We start from the raw sequence: 22,376 nt of genomic DNA on the forward strand, positions 1-22,376 counted from the left end.
AGTCCTTGCGGATCCGCGCCAGCGCCTCGTCGAATGAAGCGGTCTGGTAGAGCGACTTGATCTCGTGGCTGTTGGCAAAGACGATGTCGACGGTGCCGGAGCGCATCAGATCGACGAATTCGTCGCGGTAGCGGTCGACGCAGAACGAATCCGACAGCGTCATCGACACTTCGCGCCCGGCGGCGTGGGCGAGCTTCGCCGTCTGCCGGATCGCCTCCTTGGCGCGCGGCGGGTCCCACAGATAGCCCTCGAAATAGGTGACGGCCGCGCCCGACGCCTTGTCGGCCTCGACGTCCTCCGGGCCGAGCTCGACGCAAGCGCCGAGATAGGTGTTCATCGAGCGCTCGCCGTCCGGCGTGACGAAGATCATCGAGCGCGCCGTCGGCGGTTCGCCGTTGAGCGGCCTGGTGTCGAAGGCGACGCCCTGGGCATGGATGTCATGCGCGTAGATTTCGCCGAGCGCGTCGTTCGAGACCTTGCCGAAGAAGGCGGCGCGGCCGCCGAAGCTGGCCACGCCCGCCGCCGTGTTGCCGGCGCTGCCGCCCGAGGCTTCGATGGCCGGGCCCATGCGGCTGTAGAGCAGTTCGGCGCGCCTCGTGTCAATCAAATTCATCGCGCCCTTGATGATGCCGTTGGTCTCCAGGAACGCCTCGTCACACTGGGCGATGATGTCGACGATGGCATTTCCGATACAAAGCACGTCATAGTCCGGCATCAATTCATGTCTCCGCCAAAAACCCACCGGCTTTCTGCCACGCCGGGCGCGGGCGGGTCTGGCCAGTGGGAATGGGCTTTGCGCTTGCCAATCCGTTCGGCGCCAGCCCTCACGGGGCGGCAAGTCCTGCCTCGCGACGCAATTCGTCGGCCCTGTCTGTCTTCTCCCAGGTGAAATCAGGCTCTTCACGGCCGAAATGGCCATAGGTCGCGGTCTTGCGGTATATAGGGCGTAAGAGATCAAGCATCTTGATAATGCCCTTCGGTCTGAGATCGAACAACTCAAGAATGAGGCGCTCGATCCTTCTTTCCTCAACCCTCGCTGTTCCGAACGTGTTGACCGTGACAGAAACCGGACTGGCCACGCCGATTGCGTAAGCAAGCTGCACCTCGCAGACGTCCGCAAGTCCGCTAGCGACGATATTCTTTGCGACATACCGGGCCGCATAGGCAGCTGAGCGGTCAACCTTGGACGGGTCCTTGCCCGAAAAGGCGCCGCCGCCGTGACGACCCATCCCACCATAGGAATCGACGATGATCTTGCGTCCAGTGAGACCGCAGTCGCCGCGCGGCCCGCCGACTACGAACCTCCCCGTCGGGTTGACCAGAATTCTGATGCCTTCCGTCTCCAGGTGGGTCGGCAGGACAGGCTTTATGATTTCCTCAATGACGCCCTCGCGGACCGTCTCTTGCGAGACCTGCTCGTCATGTTGGGTCGATACGACGATGGTATCCAGGGCGACCGGGCGCAACCCCTCATAGCGCACTGAGACTTGGGATTTCATGTCAGGACGCAACCAGCCAAGCTGTCGTGCTTTCCGGACATCTGCCTGTTGTTTCGTCAAGCGATGAGCGAGCTGGATCGGCAAAGGCATCAGAGTATCGGTTTCGCGGCATGCGTAGCCGAACATGAGGCCCTGATCTCCCGCTCCCTGTTGGAGGTCCTGCCCTCGTCCCTCGTCAACGCCCTGGCTGATGTCGGGCGACTGCTCGGTGAGTGCATGAACGACGGAGCAACGCCGGCCGTCAAAGCCGACGGCCTCGTTGTCGTATCCAATATCGAGAATCGTATCGCGCGCAACTTGGCTATAATCCACCTGCGCATCGCTGGTAATCTCGCCAGCCAGAACGACCATCCCTGATTTTACCAACGCTTCACAGGCGACGCGCGCCTTGGGATCGGTGCGGAGGATGGCATCGAGGATGGCATCCGAGATGTTGTCGGCCAACTTATCCGGGTGTCCCGCGCCAACCGATTCGGAAGAGAACACGAACTGCCTAGCCATGAAATGCCTCGCTTCGGGTGTTGGAGTTGTATGGGCATTTTGCTTAGCCCACCTTACCTGTCGGTGAGGCCCGGGACCTCGAACGCAGCGCACAAATCGGCAACGTCTCTTCGCGCGCAGGCATGGAGATCTTCGTCTTCTGGCTCGCCGGAGGACGGAGTCCATGAAGCCAGCAATTTGCACGGTTTCCACATCGCGCAAGCCCATTGACGTCACTGCTGGGGCCCCCAGGCGAATTCCGCTTGTGACCGCAGGATGGCGCGGGTCGCCCGGCACCATATTAAAGCTCGTAACGATGCCTGCCTTCGCTAACCGCTTGGCATAGGCCTTGCCTGATAGTGGTCGATCGCGAAGATCAAGGATCAGCATGTGATTGTCAGTGCCCCCGGTGACCAGGTCATAACCTCGGTCCAGAAGCGCCTGGGCCAGAGCCTTGGCATTTTTGACAATCTGTTGGCCGCAACTGCGGAAGGACGGGTCCGCGGCTTCCCGCAAAGCGACAGCTAGCGCCGCGATAACATTCATATGAGGGCCGCCTTGCAGTTGAGGGAAGACAGCGCGATCTATTCGTCTGGCGAGATTGTATTTGCCCTTCGAATGATACAGCGCTTGATAGCGATCTTCATTCCTTGACAAAATGAAGCCACCGCGGGGACCGCGGATCGACTTGTGAGACGTGCTGCTGACGACGTCGCAATGGGGTACGGGATTCGGATGCACTCCAGCGACAATCAGGCCACTGATGTGCGCGATGTCGGCCACGAGGTAGGAGTTCGCCTCCAGAGCGATTTCTGCCATTGCCGCGTAGTCGACGATACGGGGATAAGCAGTACCGCCAGCCCAAATGAGCCGAGGCCGTTCGCGTTTTGCTGTTTCGCGCAAACGGTCATAGTCAATTTGCTGCGTCTTTTCGTGCAGCCCATAGGGGACGCGCCTATAGTCTGTTCCGGAAAAATTGATGGCCCAACCATGAGTGAGGTGGCCCCCTTCCGGAATTGGCAAACCCATCACCTTGTCACCGGGGCTTAAAAGCGCTCGATAGACAGCCTGATTGGCCGGCGAGCCGGAATAAGGCTGGACGTTGGCGTGTTCGCTGCCGAATAACGTGTTCAAGCGCTCAATGGCGAGGTTCTCAAGCTCATCGACGATCTCGTTTCCCGCGTAGTAGCGCGCAGCGGGGTACCTCTCGGCGTACTTGTTCATGAAAATCGAACCGGTTGCTTCCAGCACGGCCGAGGAGGCAAAGTTCTCAGATGCGATCAGTTTGAGCGTCGTCCGCTCCTGCCGCTCCTGTCTTAGAAGCAGTTCGTGAACGCGGCAATCAACCGTCGCCAAGCGAGACCGTCCATAAGTGTCGGGCTGCGCGATGGCGCTGTCGGCGGAGTTGTCCATGGTAGCTTCGCGCTCCAATTGGATTGATCTATTTCACGGTCAAGCATGCGGTCCCCTTCGGCCGCGTGTCTCGTACCGCTTCGAGCCGTTGAAGGTCTCGTTTGTGATAGCCATCGCCGTGGGGCAGGAGATCAACCAACAATTGAACCAGCCCGCCGTCCTTACCTCCTGTTTTGAGATTGTACGAGCACCACGGACGTTGTTCGTTGCAGTAAAGAAAGTCGGCTCTGGCCAGCAGCCGGACGTGTCGTACAACGTGCTCACGACGCAGACCCAGAATCTCCGCTAGCTGGCAGACAGTTAGGTCCGCGTGCGCGCAAAGGCCTAGAATTCGAAGGCGATCTAAATGCGCTGCCGTCCGTAGGCGACTGACCAGTGTCAGCATTGGTCAGGACCAAGCCACTTGGAAAGCCTGGGCACTCGTCCTACTGAATTTGTCATTTCGCGTTCTCCACAGATGTTGCAGCTTTCGAACCAAATAATATGGTTGCTTGTCCACCGACCGGACAATCTCGGTGGCCGTGAAGATACTGTTTTGAGCCGATATGGCTGTGTCGAACAAACAAGATGGGCGCTCTTCTTGCCATTGCCTTTAGCCGAAATTGCACGCAGTTCGGCGGGTCGGAGAATAAGCCACGGTTCGGACCCCACTGACTCAAACGTTGCAATAAGCCTACCATTCACAGCGAACCGGAGTTGCTAAGAGTCTATGAATTTCCTTGAAGGATCTGTTGCAACGTTTGCGCAGCCCGGTCTTGCTCCCGGCTTGCAGCGGTCAATCTCGTGCAGACTGACCGTGATGCAAAGATGACAAGGAAGGTTCGCTTTCAATCCGATCTTCTTCCTGGCCAAGTAGTTCGTAGTCTCATAACTGTGGCCTAGACAAAAGCTGGGCTAATCAGCGAGGTATGATGTCGTTAGCGTGGTTGGGCCACCAGCAGGTCGACGCCAAGATCGACACGCGCAATTTCCCGCGCTCCGAGAATGTCAGTGACTGCGCGCTCTTCCTCGGCGGTCTGGCTGCGCCGTCTAGAATCTGAATGCGTCTCGCGCCGACCCGTTCAGCAATGAGCTGTTCGGCTTGCCGCATTGACGGCGAAGCAAGCTCAAGTACGTTTTCGCGCATCTCACGCGCCGCCTCGCCGACTTCCGCAAAACGCTTCTCGGCGAACTGCTCCTTAAAGAGCGCAGCGAGATCATCAAATGTTTGAACTTTGGTGGGCTTGGGTTTCGAGCAAAATATCCAGTTGCCAGTCCAGGTTTATAGGCAAGGCTGTACGCTTTGTCGTCTGGCAAGGGCCCAATATCCCCTGGTGAGAGGAAAATGGACTGCCGTGCTACGGTTGCTCCAAATAAGAGCGGTCGAAATCGCTGATGTTTGCGATACAAGGAGCCGCATAGAAGACGTTTGACGGATAGCGCGCCTCAAACCGAAGAAGCAGTTCATGCTGACGCGACACATCCCTGCGCATCATCGCAATCCGAAAAAATGGTATCGACAAACCGGGACAATGTCCGCTCGCAACCTCAAAGGCAGTTCCTCGCTTCATCAGCTCCGGAAGCTTGTACTGGAAAAACAGCGGAACCCCTGGGAAATTGATGCGGATGTCAAAGCCAGAATGCCCCTCCTGTATGAGGTTTGGAAAGACCGGCGCGCCTACAGGTGCGGCTGACGATGACCGGATAAGGTTTTCGGTGAAGGCATACCCAAATGAGAACTCCATGTAACCCACCTTCATTCAATTCTGCTTTCGTGCTGAAGTTTATCCTGGCTCTTTGCCTGCAGCCGAGCAGACTCTGTAACAAAAAAAACTATGTATACTTGCGAGATAGTCTGAGCTTATCGATTCTTCGGATAGATATTGAAAGAGCTCACCCACTCTTCTGGCTGCTAGAATGGGAATGGGAAGCTTCTGGTTGATCTGGGTCGAGTTCCAGTTGATTTTGGTCAGCGACAAAACCTCCTGCGCTATCTCAGCGATTCCCGGCCAGATCGCCGATAAGTTTCGGGCTTCGCGAACAGAGCCAGAGTGCGTAGCCGATATCTTCAACCGGGGCGGCGGCTTCTCCCTCGCCAGTGCCGAGCGCGATCACATGCGTTGCGCATTCGGCCAGCGCGCCGTCAAGGCGCCCCGCTTCCGTCGCGCTGCCGTAAAGGTCCAGGAACCACGCCAGCGAATAAGACCAGTCGGCAGGCAAGTCCTGCCCATTGTGATCCCTTGCGACGACGGCCACGACGGCGTTGCGGCCTTCGGGCGTGCGGGGCTCTATCCCAAGGATCGGGTATAATTCGGGTGTCGGCTGCTGAAGGATACGCGCCGGCACGAGCGACAGTGCTTTCTCCAGCGAGGGAGGAAAATCCTCCAGTTCTTCGGCCAGTTCGGCAGCTTCTCTCCTTCGTCCCTCGCGGCGCGCTTCTACATATTCTGCCGCAACCACGGCAATGGTGCGCTGCGCCCGTTCAGCGGTGCTGGTGGCAATCAGCTCGGCCGGAATGTCACCATCCTTGATCGCCCAGTGCGTACGGTGCTGTTCGAACTGTTGAATGCCCAGCCGGTCCGCAATTCTCAACACCGCTGACCGGTCGAGAAAGGCATGTTTCGGATCGGGCTCGAAGGTGAAGGCCAGTTCGTGTCCGCGCCGAACGATATTGCGTATGCGGCTGTGCCGGACCACGCGCGCGTGCGGGCCTCCCGCCCCGACTTCGTACATCAAAAGCGCCGGGATTTCCTCCAGCCGGCGCAATGTTTCAGGGCGCGAGGTCGATAGCCTCGGCCTCGGCGCCGCTAGATTCCTTGAACCGGTCAATGGTTGACGTGAACGGCGGCGTTTCCCACCACTCGCCGTGGCCGGAGACAAGCAAGTTAAACATGGCACACCACCGACCTCACGCCGCCTTCTCCATAGACCACTTCACCCGTTCGCCGAGAAAGGCGGCGAACGTTTTCACATTCATATTGCCGCTCGCCTCCTCCAGCCCTGCGAGGTAGGCCTTCCGGTCATCGACTCTGACGACTGTCCAGGGGTAACCGCCTGAAGCCAGCATCGCGTTCATGAGGAACCGCGCCATTCGTCCGTTGCCGTCCGGATAGGGGTGCACATAGCCCACAAGCCAATGCCCCAGCACGGCACGCACGGAGGCCTCCTTCTCCGCCTCCAGCAGGTCGAACAGCTCATTCATACCATCGGCCACCGCTTCGGTACGCGGCGGCACGTGCTGCGAGCCGCGCAGGTACACAGGGTGATTGCGATATCCCGCAAGCGCGCTGGCTTTGAGGATGCCGGCGGTCACTGACGGCGCGAACAGCTCCCGGTACCACTCCCGGTGAGTGTCCCGCGTCAACGCGCCGGCTGGCTTGCCGTTGATGATCGCGGCAACAGAGTCTTTGACCTTCTGGAATGCGAGGTAGTAGCCACGCGCGGCAAGCGCATCTCGGTTCTTGCGGTCCTCTTCATCAATCTCCGGATTCCAGCTCCCCTCGCGCACCCGGTCGATGAGTTCCGGGGTGACGCTGTACCCTTCTATCGACAGCGAATGGTAGGCGTCGCTTTCGTAGATATCCTCGACGAACTTCATATAGGCGTCTTTGTCGGACGGCAGTCCGGGTGCCTTCGGGAATATCTCGATGATGGCTTCGCGCTGCGATTGCCAGATCGCGCGCAGGCGGGCGACCAACGGCGGTACGCCCGCCGCAATAGTTGTCACTCCAATTTGTCCCGCGAACGGATCGGATTCGCGCACGTCATAGCCGGCGGCTTTGAAGGCGGCCACGATTTCATTGGCAAAGGAGTCGCGTCCTACGCGACGGAAGGCCCCCGCAAGCCGTCCCGCCACGGCGGAATGGCCGCCATCAAGCAGCAGGGCCAGAACGGTTGATACGTCGCGCACCGACGCCATGGCGATCTGCATCTCGATAGGGGCGCGCTGGAAGAACGCTTCCGGCACCCGGGTAAGGGCGGCCTCGACAGTGAACACGCGCTGGCCGTTTTTCTCTGTCAGTTCGGCCGGCATCTCCTTGACCTTGAGGTCATAGAGCGAAGTGCCGAACAGCAGGTCGATTTTGTTATTCGTGCCTTTGGGGGTGTTCACCACCACCTGAGGCGGAATAGTGGGCGCTTCCGCGAGCAGAAGCAGCGACTGCTCCGGTGAGAGGAACCAGTCCTTGCCGAACCGGTCATTGCAGTAAAGGGAGCAGAATTCCCAGAAGCTCGCGTACCAAGGGGTGGTGTCTTGCTGCCGTGCCTGCGGGCCGGTCGACATGAGCCAGCCTTTGATAACATCGCGCAGGAACCCGTTCTGCAGCAGCCGCTCCCGGTGGACGCGGGTCAGCTCATCTGATTTGAATATGCGCCGCCCACCCTCCTGCAGCTCTTTGAGGACGGCCAGTGATACAGCGAGTTTTTCATGGGGCTTGGCCATGGCCGTGCCTTTGCAAGTTTTTAGAGCTGTGCGATTACAAGTATATAGTGCTGATAGGCGACAAGTCAATGATGCTGTGGAGTTGCAAGTGTTTTTAGTCGTGCGATAACAAGTTTTTTATGCGATAATCGGCAAATGCGATCGTTTCCATAGCCGCGCGAAGGATCGTTACCCGGATGGGCCGAGACCCAGCTCCCCCGCAGGCTACGCAGGGGCTCGGGGCGAGCCTAGAGCCTGGCCCTCCGAAGCGCTTCGAAGGAGGACGCGCCTCTTTGAAAAACTCGCCCGTTGTGCATCGTGGTACCCGTAAACGCGAATTCTCAAAGGAAAGACGCTCCTTACCTCTCCCTCCCGCCACGATCATCACGGCCGCGCCCGCGCTCACTACGCCGCGACGCCCGCGAGATCGCTGCACGCATCTGATCGGCCACCAGACCGGGTTGCAGATGAAGGATGTCCGTGACGCTGTCGTGTGTTTGCACCGTCACCGCAGTGACGGCAAGGCAGCTGCGCACGCCCATGGAGGAGAGCGTCTCGATATCGCGCGCGATTACGGCACCCCCACTGGAGTCCGATCCGCCGACGACAAGTACATGCGATGCCTGCCTCAGCGCCCTTTCATCCGTTAGAATGAGCGTTCGAAACGCAGGATTCCGCCGACACTGCTCTTCTTGTTGGCGTTGGTCCAATTCATGTTGGAAGCGCCGTCCACCTTGCCGACGGCGAAGTTACCGTATCGGCCATAGTCGAGTTCCGCCGTAACTGTGAAATCTGGAAGAAACGCATAGGCGACGTTTGCAGCGACACCATGGTTCTTGAGCTGATCACCGGAGAGCTGCAGGTTGAACGAAGTTGTCTCGTTGAGCTTGTAAGTGGCGCCAGCCCAGAAAGCCCAGTTCCCGCCCCAACTCTTATAGAAGCCGCGACCATGAGCGTCGATGGCGTTCGTGGAGTCGTCGTTGAGCTTGCCGTTGGAACCGTAGCCGAGCATTCCGAACAGCAACAGTTCGTTGGTGACATTGATGTCGACACGGACCTTGGCGGCCACCGATTCGTAGTTGCTATCATAAGCGGCAACGCCGGTGATCGCGCCCCAGCCATGTGTGTATTTCAAGCCGCCGACTACGTGCGGTGCGTAGCTGTCGATTGTGCCGACCACGCCCGAGCCTTCTTCGAGCGAAACCACGGCCGAAAAGCCGTTCCCGGCGTCGAAGTAGTACTGAACCACATTGGTATCGAAAGCGCCGTACGGAACCGGCGTCTGGTTGAGTACGTCACCCGCGCCGCCAATAAACATGTCGAAGGCCGACCAGTCCTTACCAACTCGGAGGCCACCAAGCTGAATCCAGGCGAAAGTCAAGGTGCTGTCTCCGTTGAAGGCATAGGACCGAGAACTGTCCGAAACCGAAGTGTGGCGGTTGCCGAAGTTCATGCGGGTTTCGGTGTAGGTCTTCAACGTGCCGAGTTCGGTCTCCTGGCCGGTCCAAGTTTTCAATGTGAAGCGCGTGTTGTTTTGCCATGTGCCCTGATGCTCACCAGTCCTCACATCCGAGGTTCTTGCGTGAACCAATCCGACATGGCCCAAGCCGACGTCGTAACGGACATAGCCGCCGATGCGCACGCAGGTCTCAGTGCCTGAAATGTAGACGTAGCCCGAGCCGTAGACGTCGCAGACTTTAACGTACTCAGTCGGGTCAGGCTCGGCAACGGCGGTCACGGCGCGAGCGTCGGAAACGGCAATCAGTGCCGCAATTGAGCCGAGGAGGAGGCTCCTAATGTTCATTGTTGATCTCTGTTCAAAGAGTAAAAGGAATGGACGTCAGTGATGAACTCTTGCTAAGGAAACAGTCGATAACGATGCGCATTGAGTTGAATTTGAGCAGTTTGATGCGCTCGTCACGCCAGATATTCATCAGGAATTGAGAATACGATTGGGTGTTATTGTTACAAATATGCGATTGTTATTGCAAATATAATAATCGCCGAAACGACGCCATCCAACATTTCTGTACAAATCATCCCCGTCATCTCCGCTAGTTGTGGGCGGGCCGTCACAAAGGCTTCTACTGCAAATGACGTGCCATCCTGACGACGCAGCTGCGGCTTGAAGCTCAAGTGTGCCGGCGGACCTTGGTTCGCTCTTCCTTCCTTTTTGCCTTGCGGATCAACCCAAGCACGAACGGCAAACGTTTCGGCTACGGTTCGTCTGTTCGCTTCGCGACAGTTTCGTTCAATGGCGACAGCTTTGTTTGCTGTGAGCCCCGACGTTGAGACACCATGCGGCGGCACCGCTCGGTACGACGCCGTCATTTTGGCGAGCGCGATGATCGGTAATCACGCGCTGAACGCGCAGCCTTGCCTCCACCACGGAGTCAGTAGGCGCGCCGGCCTGGCATTGCGGCCGACCTGACGGTCGCGTCGAGCAGCCTCTCGTCCTGATAGACGGCGCGCCACAGCTAATGCTTCTTGCCAGCAATTCACACAACGAGCTCATCGAGATGCCAGAGATCACTATGGGCTGCGCTAGCTGGCGAGCAAAGTCTGGTCCCAACGCCGTGTTATCTCGTTGGATGCGGCAGCCGCGCTCAGCAGAATCTACTCGACCAGGCGCAGGCTGAAGGGAAGGGATGGTGGAACCAAACGGTGCGCGTGAGGGTCGCGGCGGGAACAGCCATGGCCAGTCGCTGACCGTCCAGCCAAGACTGAACGGCCGCTATTGCTGAGAAATACAAGTCTCGAGCCCAAAGCGGAACGGACTGACATAGCGCAAAGACACAGGCGAGCGCAGCGGTAAGGTTGGCGGTTATCAGCATGGGACGGTAACTGTTGCAGACCACAAAATATCGCGAGGCCGGCCTGCCTTGGTACACTATCTATCCGACGGTGTCGGAGTTCTCTGGGGCGGTCGGCGCCGAGGCTTATGAGGAATGGCTCAGGAACCTGCCGGCTGACGATCCGGTGTCGCTCTATTTCCACGTTCCGTTCTGCCGATCAGCTTGCTGGTATTGTGGCTTCCCCACCACCATCACCCGGCATGATGCGCCGATCCTCAACTATCTGGCGGCCCTGCGTGACGAGATCCGTTTGGTCTCGGAGCGAGCGCCGCTGAAGCTGCCCGTGAGCGACATGCATTTCGGCGGCGGAACGCCGTCTCTCATAGGACCAGCCGAGTTCCTGGCTCTGATGGAGTTCCTGCGACGCCGCTTCGCTCTCACGAAAACAGCTACGGTTGCCGTCGAGATTGATCCGCGCACGTTCACGGCCGAGATGGCCGAGGCCTTAGGAGCAGCCGGCGTGAACCGTGTGAGTCTCGGCGTGCAGAGCTTCGATCCCATTGTTCAAAAAGCAATCAACCGGGTTCAGAGTGAGGCGCAGACGTCGGCTGCCGTGGAAATGCTGCGCCGGCATGGAGTAAGCCGCATCAACTTCGACCTCATCTTCGGTCTCCCGCATCAAACGGTGCAGTCCTGCGTCGACACCGCGAGGGCGGCGGTCGCAATGCGCCCCGACCGGCTTGCGGTGTTCGGCTATGCGCACATCCCGTCGCTTATAAAGAATCAGCGCCTCATCCAGGAGGCAGTTCTTCCGGGCAGCGCTGCCCGCGCCGAACAGTATGCGGCCGTGGCCGCGACGCTGATTGCCGCCGGCTACCGCGAGATCGGACTCGACCATTTCGCCTTGCCGGACGACGAGCTCGCGCTGGCACAGAAAACGGGTCGCCTGCGGCGTAACTCGCTGGGCTACTCGGCCACCACCTGCAGAACCCTGATCGGTTTCGGCGCGTCGGCTATCGGCCGCGTCGGCGAGGGGTACGTCCAAAACGAAGTTACACGGGATTCCTACATCCAGCACATCGCAGCTGGCCGTCTGGCGACGTCAAAGGGCTATCGCCTCACCGACGATGACCGCGTGCGAGCCGCAATTATCGAGCGACTAATGTGCGATCTCGAGGCCGATGTGCAGGCAATCTGTGCCGCCCACGGATCTGATCCGATCCGTCTTCTCGATTCAGCTGAACGCTTGGCGATGCTGGCCGAGGACGGGATAGTGGACTTCGAAAACGGTTTTGTCCGCGTACGGCGGGAGCATCGGTTTGTAATTCGCGCTGTCGCTGCCGCGTTCGATGCTTTTCTCGATCGGGATGGCCGTAAGCATAGCCACAGGTGAGGGCAAGCATCCAACCGGAAGCTAAACCCGACGCCCTTGGCCGAGGCCTGTCATGAAGCGCGCGTCAAGGATGCGAAAAGCAGAGCTGATCCGCCTATTTCATCTCATCTTCAATGACATCGACCTCGTGGCTGCCACCGAGGCGTTTCCATATTGATCGTGGTAGGTGCGGGGCATCTGGGTGTTTCGCCGTCAGCGCATGAATATCCCCGCCATGTGACGGGTCAGGAAATCGCGGTGGCTGCAATCAGCCCGTCCATCGATGACAGACCGCGGCCACGCCGCTTCGCGAGGCCCGTCAGGTCGCCCCAGGCCAGGGCAACCAGTTCGTCCACGGGCAGGACTCTCGGCTCGAAGCGCTGCGGCAGGTCCCGGGCGAGCCATCCGGCCAGTGCGTCACGTTTCCGACCTTTGTCTATGAGGGCAGCGCCGCGCCGGATCTCGGCGATCGACACAACCTGATAAATGAGCGGTCTTCATCGAGCCCGTCATCCATTCCAGCACGCGCGCGTCAGGGCTCGGCCTCGTCACCTCGGAGAGGCCATTAGTGTCGAGCAAGAGCCTCACAATGGCAGACCATGCGGTTCATCGCGTAGCCGCTCGATGTCCAGTTCGGCGTTGCGCAGCGGCGATGCGCAGCGAGTGCCCAGAAAACAGCAGCCAGCTCCCCTTCCGGAAGATCGGAGCGGACGCCACGCAAAAAGCGCAAAATCCTTGGCGCCGGCGGTCTGTGTGTTTGCGCGCTGGCGGCTTTGGTGTACTCCTGTGCCGTTTCGACGAGGCTTCCAGCCGGACCGCCAGGGGAGGAGGCTTTGGCGGCGCGGCCGGCACACGGCCCACCTCGAGGACGAGATCGACGATGTCGGGCAGATCCTCGGTCGCCTCACAAATCGGTGAGGTCGTCGGGACACCGTCTTCCACTTTTGTTGATCAGCCGCCTTCCTGGCCATGTTCCGAGACAATAAGGCGCCCGTGCGCCGCCGCCTCGATTAACCCAAGACGCGCAAGGATCTTTTGCTGGAGACAACGAGGTCACCATCCTGCGGTGCCGCGTTGCGTCACAGTCGGCATGAGATGTGCAAAGTGGACCGTCGTCAAACGTCAAACAGAGGCGTTGGTGACTGGACTGAACGACCAGAACGGGCTGCTTGCGCCCTTTCGGACTTCACAAAGTTCGAAAATGGCGTCGTTTCAGGGCATAATCGCCGCTTGTCAAAATGTTTGCGACAAGTCCGGTGAAAGCCTACCGAGTATCTTGTGCTTGGGGGGCGGTTAGTTCCGATAAACTAAGCGGCATACACATGCTAATCTATTTGATTTACGGGCCGACCTGCAGCGGCAAAACAGACGCGGCAATCCAAATTGCACGAGAGACCGGATGGCCGGTCATTGCGCTGGATCGTGTACAATGCTGTCCTCAAATCGCCACCGGCAGCGGGCGTCCCTCGGATTCCGAGCTGCAATCTACCCAGCGGATCTACTTGGATTCGCGCCCGCTAACCGCGGGCATCATCGACGCCGAGACCGCCCATCGTAAGCTGATAATGCAAGTGGATGAGCGTAGTTCCCAGCCGGGGCTCATCCTCGAAGGCGGTTCGATCTCCCTTCTCAATTTAATGGCGCGAAGTCAGCATTGGGATGGCGCTTTTCGGTGGCATGTAAGGCGGTTGCGGCTCGGCAACTCGGACGCCTTTCTGGAGAGAGCCAAGCGTCGGGTCACAGACATGTTTGTCACAAGAGAAGGACAACCTTCATTGCTGCAGGAACTTGCGGATCAGTGGAAGGAAGATGCAGTCCGTCCCACTTTGGAAGACGTTGACGGATATCGTTGCGCCATTCGTTTTGCGAGAGAGCACAGCTTGGCAATCAGCGAAATGCCGTGCCTTCGCAAAGAGCTCCAACAAGATCTTGTAGAGGCGATTGCGAGAGAATATCTCGAATATGCGCGTTGGCAAGAACGCGACTTTCCAGAATGGCAAACTGAGTGAGCAAGCCTCCCCGGACCTCGCCTGCGATGCGGGCACGGTAGCTCCTGAGAATTGCGCTAAGTGGTTTGCTGAAGCAAGCTAGTGCCAGGTGACATCAGGTCCGTGTGGCAGCGGAAGGATTGCTTTCGCCACGGTGACTGCGGAGGAGGCGACATGGCTGCACTGCTCATTTCAGGCATGGGACGGAATGTACCGATGACAAAGTGCTGCGCGCTTCGTAGCGACCGCTACCGTGGCTGACTCGCGAACTACTATCCGCCAGCCCAGTCTGTGGCGTCGTCTCGGCTTTCATCGCCACCGCCTTCGCCCAGGAAACGCCCGAGGCCGCAAGCGTCGCCGTGGCAGTGCGGCACCCGGCAAGATGGGTGGTCATCGGCCCTATCTGATCGACGGGGAGCACCGTGCTTTCGTCCTGGGCGAAGTTGAGCGAGATGCCAACATGACGCTTCATCAATTGACGGCGGCACTGGCTGAACGTGGTCTCCTGCGAGCGTCGGTCGCTTCCTGCACCGCGAGGGCAAGAGCTTCAAAAAAACCGTTCTGCCGGCCGAGCAGCTCAAGCCAAAGCTGATGCGCGGGCGTGCGCAATGGATGCGCTATCAGACCCGCATTGACCCTACGCGCCTGGTCTCCCTGGATGAAACATGGCTCAAGACCAACATGGCGCCGTTGCGCGGCTGGGGTGTGCGCGGCAAGCGGCTGATGGCCCACGCACCATATGGCCATTGGAAGACGATGACCTTCATCACCGCGCTGCGGCATGATCGGGTGGAGGCGCCTTGGGTCATTGACGGACCCATCAATACGGAGGCCTTTCGCGTCTATGTCGAAACCGAACTCAACAAAACACTGAAGCCGGGCGACATCGTCATTCTCGACAATCCCGGTTCTCACAAGGGCCAAGCCGTCCGCGACATCGTCAGGGCTGCTGGCGCAAGGGGGGTCAAGCCCGCGAGAGCGGCAATTTTGTTCCGGCTATCACCCTCTCGTCGAGAACGGCGTGACGGAAGCGATAAAGTTGCGCCGGCCGGCCGCCGGTTTCCGCGGTTGTCTCACCGGTCTCCTCGACCAGCTCCTGCTGCTCGATCAGCCGGCGAAAGTTCGGCTTACGCACGAGCCTGCCGGCAAGCGCCTCGACGGTGCGCTGCAGCTGCAAAAGCGTGAAGACCGGCGGCATCAGTTCGAATACGACCGGCCGGTATTTGATCTTGGAGCGCAGCCGCGCAATGCCGGTCGCCAGGATGCGACGATGATCGGCGATCATCGATCTGCCCGAGACCCAGGTGGGCGCAGCGGAATGTCCGGCGCGTATTGCTTCCTCCACCAGGGCGGCTTCGTAGAGCAGCTCATAACGTTGAAGCGCGAGTTCCTCGTTCCAATGGCGGTCGTCAAAGCCGAAGGCGATCGCCGCCCGCCGTCGTCGGTCGAGGCGTGTCGTACTGTCGTCAGTGCCATCCGCCCATTCCATCAGGCGCGGCCGCAATTCGTCCAACACGACCGCCGGTGTGCCGGAGCGGTGATCCTCCCACGGGAAATAGTCGTACCAGCTTCCCCAGTGTCGCCCGGCCGGGTCGCCAGCTTCGTCTTGGTGGGTGAGCGCCAGATAGCTGATAGAGACCACGCGGTCGTCAGCGCCAACCCTGTCGCGATCGGCGAAGGTGTAGAGCTGTTCGATATAGCCGAGCGGCTGGCCGGTCTGTTGTTCCACCCATCCCCTGAGGCCCGACTGCAGCGAACGGTGAGCAAGCTCGAACGGGCCCGAGGGCAGGGCGTTTGCCTGCGGGATGGTCAGAACGCAGGGGGCGCTGCTGTCCATGGCGACCACAACGGCGATTAAGTCCGCATTGACGTCGTTGGCCTTGCCTCCAGCTCCGCCTTTCCTAATCCCTTTTGCGCGTTCGTCCATGGTCCCCGAGGTTGTTGAGCAGAGCCCTGCCGCGTAGGCCGCTGAACCGATTGAATTCCGTTTTTGTCTGATAATTGTCGGCGCGTCAACACCACCCGTCGTGGCGATTTTAGCTCTTCGCAGCTGCATAAAAAGTGCCAACGCGACATCCGTGCTTGGGGAAGGAGGCCCATTGAGTGCGCCGATTCAAAGCTCGTCGATCGACATTGCGACGTTGTTCTCGTCGGCGACAGCGCGGCATAGTTCTCCACGGCTTGGCGTCGACGCTGGGCGTGACGCTGGAGATGATGATCATGCACGGTCAGACCTGCGCCGTAGCCTGGAGCCGGCGCAAATGGTCGTCGACCCGCCGTTCGGTTCCTTTTGAAGAAACCCGGAGCAGGCTTTCCGGAATGCCTGATAAAGCCCTTCCAGTGCGCCCGCGCCAGCATCATCGCACTCTCACTCCAACACAACCTATGCGAGTCAGTAAATCGACTCGGCGGCACTATTGTTTCAGGGGAAATGAATCTAGTTTCAAAGGGTTCGGCCGATAGGCAGGGCACAGCTGCGGTCTTCACGGCCTTTTTGACATAAACGCGTCGCCCGATTGAGATTATCTTGACGGTAGCGCAGTGCGCCATCCATGCCAGTCGAGATGATCATGGGCAAATATCGAGACCATCGCGAGCCACGCCGGCATCGCTATGACGATGACCCCGTTTCCTTTTCGGAACGGACTTCCGAGCCAAGCTATTTTCAGCGCCCGCCGACCGTGACGGCAGATCCTGTCGATGCGGAGGTATTGTGGTTCACAGTCAGCAAGGGTTTTGGCTTCGTCAAACTGTCGGACGGCACGGAGGCCTATCTGCACGTGCGAGTGTTAGAGGCGGCCGGAAGCCGGGATGTTGCCGCGGGAACGCCTCTCAAGATCACGGTCGAAAAAAGTCCAAAAGGTCATCAAGTCGCGCAGGTGCTGGAGATCGGCGATCACCGCGCGAAAACTCCGTCACATACGCGCGTCGCTGGAGGGACCTTCGTTGAAACCGGTGCGCAGCTGGAGAGCGGGGGCACGGTCAAGTGGTACAAACCCGAAAAGGGCTTCGGCTTCATTGCTCCTGACAACGGTGAGAAGGACGTCTTCGTTCATGCCAGCGCCCTGACGCGCTCAGGGCTCAGCGTGCTGGTGGCGGGACAGAAGGTGTTTGTCGAATGCGGGCAAGGCAAGAAAGGCTGGGAAGTCCGGAGCATTCGCCTTGCCTAGACGGCGATGCATTGCTCGCCTCGAAGGAGATGCCGGAGAGCGTCGGGCGGCCGCCCGAGCCCGCGTAGCAGAAACCGACATTGTCGAAGCGCAGCACGCCGTCGGTGACGACGAGATCCCTGGCGCCCGGCGCGTCCTCGGTGTCAAGTTCGGCGTCGAGCAACTCGAACAGCCGCGTGCCGCAGGTCGAGGCGCGCGCGAACGAGTTGACCAGCAGTCCGAGCTGGCGCACCGGCATCTGCAGAATGGTCATGAAGGTGAGCAACAGGGCCAGCGTGCCGACGCTGATTTGACCTGCGATCACTTTCTGGCCACCGAACCAGAGCACCAGGCCCATGGCGGTCAGGAACGAGAAATTCATGGCGCTGGTGTTGCCGACACGGATGTCAACGCGCTCATTGGCGAGATCAAGGCGCGTCCTGCTTGGCGCGGTCGAACTTTTCCAGCTCGTGCGGCTGCGCGGCGAAGGCACGCACGACACGGATGCCGCCGAGATTCTCATCCATCACCCGGATCTTTAACGATCGCTGATGCCCAGATATGGGAAGGTCAGGCTTCAATGACGGGGAAGGTGAAGGATTGACTGGTCGGGTTTCCGGGCCGAGCTTGTCGGCCGCTCAATCGAAAGCGTCATTTGAGGCGCTTTCTCTCCCGCGTGTAACTGGAAGACACGCTCGTCCAGTTCCTTGTCTACTTCCGTGAGACGATGATTGAGGCGAAGGTAGTCGGTCCAGGTCGGCGTTCGGAACGTTTCTGTCCACTGCATAGGCTTCTGAAGGTTGCGCTGGAGCGTCCAGTTCCGAGCACCGACGCGGCTGTGTACATGACGCCGCTGCCGCATGAGGTCGAGGAAGGCTTCGACATTTCTCTCGGCTATCAGATATTCGATCTTGACCACGATCGGGCCGCTTCTCGGCTTCAAACTGAGAGCGACAGCTGGGGCGTCGAATTCCTCCAAAGGATCGGGCTCGGACTCGCGGCGCTCGCGAAGAGGAAACAGAACGCCGGCTGCAGCAACGAGCAGCAGGGCCGCAGCGGAACCCTCGAGCGCCCAGGTCAGCGAATGGTTCTGGGAAACGGTGCCCCACACCCAGCTGCCGGCCGCTATGCCGCCGTCTATCAATGCATAGTAGATGGAGATCGTGCGCCCCACGACCCAGCGCGGGCTTGCCAGCTGCACGCTCACGCCAACCCCCGACCAGGCAGTGACCCAGCCTGCGCCGCCCAAAGCAAGTGCAATTGCCGCCACGCCGATCGAAGAGGTAAGCGCCAGGGAGAGGGAGCACGCCGCGCAGGCGACGCAGGAGAGCCTCATCAGCTTTTCTTGCGACAAGCTCCGTCTGAACAGGCTGTTGGAGAGGCCGGCGAAGACCGCGCCTGTTCCGAAACCTGCCATGAGCGTGCCATAGGCGAGCGGGCCTCCTCCCAACTGGTCGCGGACAATCAGCGGCAGCAGCGCGAGTATGGCGATGCTCGCCAGGCCAAAGAGGGTTCCGCGTGCGATCGCCGCTTTGATTTCCGATGACATCGCCGTGAAGCGCAGCCCGTCATAGATGGCCCTCCTCATCGACTCGCGCGGAAGAGGCGACGAGCGGACCTTCCACTTGCAGCGCCATATGGTGGCCAAGGGTACCAAATAGGTGAGGGTGGTCACGGTAAAAGCGGCCAAAAGCCCGAAGGAGGCAACCACGATGCCGCCGAGCGCCGGGCCCACGGTCCGTACGGTGTTGAAGCCAACGGAAAGCAGGGTAACGGCAGCGGGAACATCGCGCCGGTCCACCATATCGCCAACCGACGCCTGCCAGGCGGGATCGTTGAGAGCGCCGCCGCATGCGATTAAAAAGCTGAAGCCGAGAATCATCCATGGGTCGAGAAAGCCCAGCGCTACAACAGCGGTCAGCATCGCAGATGCTATCACCATAAGGCAGCGGCCCGCGAACATAACCCTGCGACGGCTGAAATTGTCAGCGAGAACCCCGGCGAACACGGACAAAATGAAAGCGGGCAGGTTCGATGAAGCCTGCACCAGCGCAACCATCAGATCGGAAGTCGAGATGGTAGCCATCAGCCAACTGATGGCAACAGTCTGCATCAACCAGCCGAGGCTCGAGACTTGCGTGGCGAGCCAGATCGAACGAAAGGTGGGCTGCAGAAGTGGCCCAAAGGTCGTTGGTGCAGCCAAATCATCATTTGATCCAGCCACCCTACTCATTTTGCCAACCTTTGCTTTGCGTTATTGCCGTTTCCCATGTAATCTAGGCTGAACCGTGGCGGCTAGAAGAATAGAGAGAAACTGTTTGCCTTGCGGCACAGTTCCTCGTGATTAAGGGTTGCGGCCGAGACGCATGCCCGAGCCGGCTCACCCCGCCTTCGAAGACATCACGGGGTGGAGCCCGGATTCTTGCTTGTCGTTTGACACAGCATGCTTCATCAACGGGCACTTTGCCGAGCGATGCCTTTTCGCGAAACGCGACGGTGTTCTTTCGTCGGAAACTCTCTCCAACGGCGTTGATGCGCTGAGTCTGGCTTGGGGCGAGGTGAGGGCTTGCAGATCTTAGACAGGATTGATTGCTGATATACGCAGACGGTTGCCGGGCCGCGATCGAAGAGGCGCGCGCCTTGCTGCTTCAGCTTGAACAAAAGTCTGACGCGCTCACACATGCCATCGACGACTTTCTGCTCGATCTGATGAGGCTGGCTTTCATCGTTGAATGTTATGGACGCGGCTTTGAACTTTTGGCGCGAACGCTTGCCCGTAGAAGACTGGCAAAGGTCAGGCTTTTGTCGGGGGCGGTGGACTCCGCCAGGGGAGAAATGACACCCAAAGCCGGATGGCTGACGCGACGGTTCGCCCCGCGTTCCGCACAGTGACGAAGGTAATGGTACGGCTCTTCGGCAGATGGCGCATCCGCATGGTAGCGTCTGGCGGTTCCCTCTGATGCCTCGGCCTCCCACACCTATCCGAACAGGCCCGATCCTGGAGGGTCCTCGAAGTGGGCATGAGGGCGATAGGCCGCGTGGTTCGGGTACCAAGCGTAGGCGCGGTATTGGGCTGGAAATTGGCGACGCGCGACGAAGAAGTCCGAGATCAACTCGTGCAATGGCAATTCCTAACACCGTGGACGTGTTGGAGCAGCCTCATCCTCCTAGTCAGGAACGTCATCAAGGTTATAGGATTGATGCGCGGCGAACCCTGGGAACTCAGGATCATGTTGACATCGCTGTTCGACAGAGCCGACTTCGCGCAAGGAAGCCACATCGTTTCGGAATTGCTTATCTCAGGGTCTATCGTCGGCCTAGTCAAACCCTTGGCGCGGCGAGGAAGCGGCGGTCGTCGGCGTGATGCATGACGGGAGTCGGCGGCGCCTCACCATAGGCGAAATGCAGGAACCAAAGGAAAGGACCACCTGCATGGAATTGCGAACCGCGTCCTCGGCGTCTGAGCCGCGACCCTTGCCAAGGATCATTCAACCCGCGACGTAGAGCTTCAAGCCAGCCTTGGACATGCGAACCGCGCTACCATCGTTGCAGAGGAGCCGTCCACCAGATGGTTCCATTTGTAATCCGCGCCTTTGGTCGACATAGCGGACTGGCTCTGGCCACCGGCAAGGTTGAAGAGTGTTCCGTTGTTGCAGTCGTACTTGGCCTACGTGAACCAGATGCCTGAGCACGCGGTCGCGTTTCAGGGTTGATCTACTCGTAAAAAGGAATTGTCTTAGGCGGAAGGCCGCACTTAACACCACTATCCTATTGGCGCCCCATCGGGTTCCCGGATTGAGCAAGTCCGGATCACTATTTTATGCCGCTGCCAGCGTTGTGTCCGCCATGTGCACGCGCGTTGCCGCTGCCAGCAGGTCGGTCTGGGTGATCAGCCCAATAATGCGTCGCTCGGCATCGACGATGACCACGGCATGGCTGCGGCCGTCGGTGAGCACCGGCAGCAGGCTCATCGCCGGCGTATCGGGAGAGGCGGTGCCAGCCTTCGACATCACAGCCCTCACCGCGTCGGTCGCCTTCGTCAGCTCGCGCAGGCCAACTACACCGACCAGCCCGCCGTCGGCGTCGGTCACCGGCAGCGTCCGGATGTTGTGATCGAGCAGCAAATGACGCGCCTGGTCGGCAGGCGCATGTTCATCGACCGAAATCACATCGCGCGACATGATGTCCTCGCACAGCAGGGTGCGGTGGGAGCGCACCATCGCCTGCAACTCGACCTGCCGCAGCAGCCGCTCAAGATCGTTGCGGTCGATATCGAAGGTTTCCTCCAGCGCGCCGAGCGCGGCATCGACATCCTCGGGCTGGAAGCCGACCCGCTCCCGCGCCGGCGGATCGATGGTTCCATGCGCGCTTTTAAGGGCGGGGGCCGCCACATGCGGATAGTTGCGCCGCGACAGTTTATGGATGCCGTAGCCGAGTGCGACCAACACGATCGAGTTCAGCGCTACCGGAACGAAGGGAAACAGCAAGCCCGAGCTGAAGACGGCCGGTCCGCCGAACACCGCGGTTAAGGCGGCGGCGCCACCCGGCGGATGCAGGCAGCGCGTGAACGACATGGCGGCGATGGCCAGCGCCACCGCAATGCCGGTAGCAAGGACGGGTTCATGCACGAAATGCGCCACGATCACCCCGACCAGCGCCGAAATCGTATTGCCACCGATAATCGACCAAGGTTGCGCCAGCGGGCTTGAAGGCACGGCAAAGAGCAGCACGGCCGATGCTCCCATTGGAGCAACCAGCAGTGCGACATGTGGGCCAGACCCGTTCGCCAGCGCACTGATCACGCCAGTCAATGCGATGCCGATCATGGCCCCGATGCAGGCGAGCAGCCGCTCGCGCAGCGTTGCACCGGCAAGGATCGGAACAAAGAGACGAAACGCCATGGCATACCCTTGGGCGAGTGGTCGGAACTCCGCGCTCCGCAATGCAGGCAAAGCCACAGATTTGGAAGTTAAGCCAATTCGGAAAGCCGGCTCACGGGGGAATACTTTTGCGCGAAGCGGCCATTGCCAAATGGGTGCAGACATTTTGATCAGCCAGAGGAGGCGGACGGCACGCTGATCCGCTCGAGCGCAGCTAGAGGCCAAGGGCTGTCGTGCCGCGGGCAGCCGGAAATGGGGATGGTCGGAGGTCGAGCTGGGATGGACACTAAGGAATTCAGAGGCTTCGAAAAGCGTGCTGACAATGTCGGCATGGCAAGACAAATCAGGCCCTTGTCGCTCCACTTCCGAGGCGAACTCCAGCGGAGTACGGCTTCTACGCG

Annotated in this window: 15 protein-coding genes and 6 pseudogenes; 6 read left to right on the forward strand and 15 right to left on the reverse strand. The window is 59.6% G+C overall.

Features of this window, described 5'->3' with window-relative positions:
* The 9 genes and pseudogenes from NKH59_RS26775 to NKH59_RS26815 all read right to left on the reverse strand — a co-directional run.
* Positions 1 to 715, reverse strand: a 715-nt coding sequence (locus NKH59_RS26775) for an adenosine kinase (protein ID WP_353023534.1), incomplete at its 3' end; no start/stop codon positions are given.
* A gap of 109 nt (positions 716 to 824) precedes the next feature.
* Positions 825 to 2,000 (reverse strand): methionine adenosyltransferase, encoded by a 1,176-nt coding sequence (gene metK / locus NKH59_RS26780; protein ID WP_353023536.1) that lies wholly within the window; start codon positions 1,998 to 2,000, stop codon positions 825 to 827.
* Between the two features lie 53 nt (positions 2,001 to 2,053).
* A pseudogene (glyA, locus tag NKH59_RS26785) lies at positions 2,054 to 3,392 on the reverse strand (serine hydroxymethyltransferase).
* A gap of 1,337 nt (positions 3,393 to 4,729) precedes the next feature.
* Positions 4,730 to 5,131, reverse strand: a complete 402-nt coding sequence (locus NKH59_RS26790; protein WP_352669529.1) for a hypothetical protein — start codon at positions 5,129 to 5,131, stop codon at positions 4,730 to 4,732.
* A 235-nt stretch (positions 5,132 to 5,366) separates the two neighbouring features.
* Entirely contained in the window at positions 5,367 to 6,104 is a 738-nt protein-coding gene (locus tag NKH59_RS26795) for a hypothetical protein (RefSeq protein WP_352566737.1), read from the reverse strand.
* A gap of 37 nt (positions 6,105 to 6,141) precedes the next feature.
* A complete protein-coding gene (locus NKH59_RS26800) occupies positions 6,142 to 6,264 on the reverse strand; it encodes a hypothetical protein (protein ID WP_023679689.1) in 123 nt (40 codons plus the stop codon).
* A 15-nt stretch (positions 6,265 to 6,279) separates the two neighbouring features.
* Complete coding sequence (locus NKH59_RS26805; protein WP_353023538.1) at positions 6,280 to 7,812, reverse strand: Fic family protein; 1,533 nt, start codon at positions 7,810 to 7,812, stop codon at positions 6,280 to 6,282.
* Positions 7,813 to 8,213: 401 nt separating this feature from the next.
* Positions 8,214 to 8,423 (reverse strand): annotated as a pseudogene (locus NKH59_RS26810) (bifunctional hydroxymethylpyrimidine kinase/phosphomethylpyrimidine kinase); the annotation flags it as partial.
* Between the two features lie 14 nt (positions 8,424 to 8,437).
* Positions 8,438 to 9,595 carry a porin gene (locus tag NKH59_RS26815; protein ID WP_353023539.1) on the reverse strand — a complete coding sequence of 386 codons (1,158 nt, stop codon included), beginning with the start codon at positions 9,593 to 9,595 and terminating at the stop codon, positions 8,438 to 8,440.
* A 1,043-nt stretch (positions 9,596 to 10,638) separates the two neighbouring features.
* On the opposite strand from NKH59_RS26815, the gene hemN reads away from it, so the two are divergent.
* Positions 10,639 to 11,979 carry an oxygen-independent coproporphyrinogen III oxidase gene (hemN, locus tag NKH59_RS26820; RefSeq protein ID WP_353023541.1) on the forward strand — a complete coding sequence of 447 codons (1,341 nt, stop codon included), beginning with the start codon at positions 10,639 to 10,641 and terminating at the stop codon, positions 11,977 to 11,979.
* A 227-nt stretch (positions 11,980 to 12,206) separates the two neighbouring features.
* On the opposite strand, the pseudogene NKH59_RS26825 reads toward hemN, so the two are convergent.
* A pseudogene (locus tag NKH59_RS26825) lies at positions 12,207 to 12,546 on the reverse strand (PIN domain-containing protein); the annotation flags it as partial.
* Positions 12,547 to 13,280: 734 nt separating this feature from the next.
* On the opposite strand from NKH59_RS26825, the gene NKH59_RS26830 reads away from it, so the two are divergent.
* Positions 13,281 to 13,967 carry an isopentenyl transferase family protein gene (locus NKH59_RS26830; RefSeq protein WP_352515927.1) on the forward strand — a complete coding sequence of 229 codons (687 nt, stop codon included), beginning with the start codon at positions 13,281 to 13,283 and terminating at the stop codon, positions 13,965 to 13,967.
* 166 nt (positions 13,968 to 14,133) lie between these two features.
* Here the strand turns inward: NKH59_RS26830 and NKH59_RS26835 are convergent, their stop codons facing one another.
* Positions 14,134 to 14,418 carry a hypothetical protein gene (locus NKH59_RS26835; protein ID WP_353023543.1) on the reverse strand — a complete coding sequence of 95 codons (285 nt, stop codon included), beginning with the start codon at positions 14,416 to 14,418 and terminating at the stop codon, positions 14,134 to 14,136.
* A gap of 140 nt (positions 14,419 to 14,558) precedes the next feature.
* Between NKH59_RS26835 and NKH59_RS26840 the strand changes: the two are divergent.
* Positions 14,559 to 14,903, forward strand: a pseudogene (locus NKH59_RS26840) (transposase); the annotation flags it as partial.
* Between the two features lie 7 nt (positions 14,904 to 14,910).
* On the opposite strand, the gene NKH59_RS26845 reads toward NKH59_RS26840, so the two are convergent.
* A complete protein-coding gene (locus NKH59_RS26845) occupies positions 14,911 to 15,873 on the reverse strand; it encodes an NUDIX hydrolase (RefSeq protein WP_352452634.1) in 963 nt (320 codons plus the stop codon).
* Positions 15,874 to 16,020: 147 nt separating this feature from the next.
* On the opposite strand from NKH59_RS26845, the pseudogene NKH59_RS26850 reads away from it, so the two are divergent.
* Together NKH59_RS26850 and NKH59_RS26855 are read left to right on the forward strand one after the other, a co-directional pair.
* A pseudogene (locus tag NKH59_RS26850) lies at positions 16,021 to 16,237 on the forward strand (3-methyl-2-oxobutanoate hydroxymethyltransferase); the annotation flags it as partial.
* 279 nt (positions 16,238 to 16,516) lie between these two features.
* The gene (locus tag NKH59_RS26855; protein WP_352492847.1) at positions 16,517 to 17,116 is read left to right on the forward strand and encodes a cold-shock protein; all 600 of its coding nucleotides are present in this window, start codon (positions 16,517 to 16,519) and stop codon (positions 17,114 to 17,116) included.
* Here the strand turns inward: NKH59_RS26855 and NKH59_RS26860 are convergent.
* Positions 17,091 to 17,640: pseudogene (locus NKH59_RS26860) on the reverse strand (ABC transporter transmembrane domain-containing protein); the annotation flags it as partial. The gene NKH59_RS26855 and the pseudogene NKH59_RS26860 overlap by 26 nt on opposite strands.
* 32 nt (positions 17,641 to 17,672) lie before the next feature.
* On the reverse strand, positions 17,673 to 19,328 hold the full coding sequence (locus NKH59_RS26865; protein WP_353023546.1) for an MFS transporter: 1,656 nt from the start codon (positions 19,326 to 19,328) through the stop codon (positions 17,673 to 17,675).
* Positions 19,329 to 19,735: 407 nt separating this feature from the next.
* Here NKH59_RS26865 and NKH59_RS26870 point away from each other — a divergent pair, with 407 nt between their 5' ends.
* The gene (locus tag NKH59_RS26870; RefSeq protein WP_353023548.1) at positions 19,736 to 19,987 is read left to right on the forward strand and encodes a hypothetical protein; all 252 of its coding nucleotides are present in this window, start codon (positions 19,736 to 19,738) and stop codon (positions 19,985 to 19,987) included.
* Between the two features lie 926 nt (positions 19,988 to 20,913).
* Here the strand turns inward: NKH59_RS26870 and NKH59_RS26875 are convergent.
* The gene (locus NKH59_RS26875; RefSeq protein ID WP_353023550.1) at positions 20,914 to 21,996 is read right to left on the reverse strand and encodes an HPP family protein; all 1,083 of its coding nucleotides are present in this window, start codon (positions 21,994 to 21,996) and stop codon (positions 20,914 to 20,916) included.
* Between the last annotated feature and the right edge of the window lie 380 nt (positions 21,997 to 22,376).

It is taken from the genome of Mesorhizobium sp. M0998, assembly GCF_040318885.1.
In the GTDB taxonomy this organism is placed as follows: Bacteria; Pseudomonadota; Alphaproteobacteria; order Rhizobiales; family Rhizobiaceae; genus Mesorhizobium.

What these genes read in the sequence shown, in the direction of transcription:
- NKH59_RS26830 (WP_352515927.1), top strand. Translation starts at nt 13,281, where the DNA reads ATGCTAATCTATTTGATTTACGGGCCGACCTGCAGCGGCAAAACAGAC.
- NKH59_RS26855 (WP_352492847.1), top strand. Translation starts at nt 16,517, where the DNA reads ATGGGCAAATATCGAGACCATCGCGAGCCACGCCGGCATCGCTATGAC.
- NKH59_RS26875 (WP_353023550.1), bottom strand. Translation starts at nt 21,996, where the DNA reads ATGGCGTTTCGTCTCTTTGTTCCGATCCTTGCCGGTGCAACGCTGCGC.
- NKH59_RS26835 (WP_353023543.1), bottom strand. Translation starts at nt 14,418, where the DNA reads ATGAAGCGTCATGTTGGCATCTCGCTCAACTTCGCCCAGGACGAAAGC.
- NKH59_RS26805 (WP_353023538.1), bottom strand. Translation starts at nt 7,812, where the DNA reads ATGGCCAAGCCCCATGAAAAACTCGCTGTATCACTGGCCGTCCTCAAA.
- NKH59_RS26795 (WP_352566737.1), bottom strand. Translation starts at nt 6,104, where the DNA reads ATGTACGAAGTCGGGGCGGGAGGCCCGCACGCGCGCGTGGTCCGGCAC.
- NKH59_RS26815 (WP_353023539.1), bottom strand. Translation starts at nt 9,595, where the DNA reads ATGAACATTAGGAGCCTCCTCCTCGGCTCAATTGCGGCACTGATTGCC.
- NKH59_RS26845 (WP_352452634.1), bottom strand. Translation starts at nt 15,873, where the DNA reads ATGGACGAACGCGCAAAAGGGATTAGGAAAGGCGGAGCTGGAGGCAAG.
- NKH59_RS26800 (WP_023679689.1), bottom strand. Translation starts at nt 6,264, where the DNA reads ATGTTTAACTTGCTTGTCTCCGGCCACGGCGAGTGGTGGGAAACGCCG.
- NKH59_RS26865 (WP_353023546.1), bottom strand. Translation starts at nt 19,328, where the DNA reads ATGAGTAGGGTGGCTGGATCAAATGATGATTTGGCTGCACCAACGACC.
- NKH59_RS26790 (WP_352669529.1), bottom strand. Translation starts at nt 5,131, where the DNA reads ATGAAGGTGGGTTACATGGAGTTCTCATTTGGGTATGCCTTCACCGAA.
- metK (WP_353023536.1), bottom strand. Translation starts at nt 2,000, where the DNA reads ATGGCTAGGCAGTTCGTGTTCTCTTCCGAATCGGTTGGCGCGGGACAC.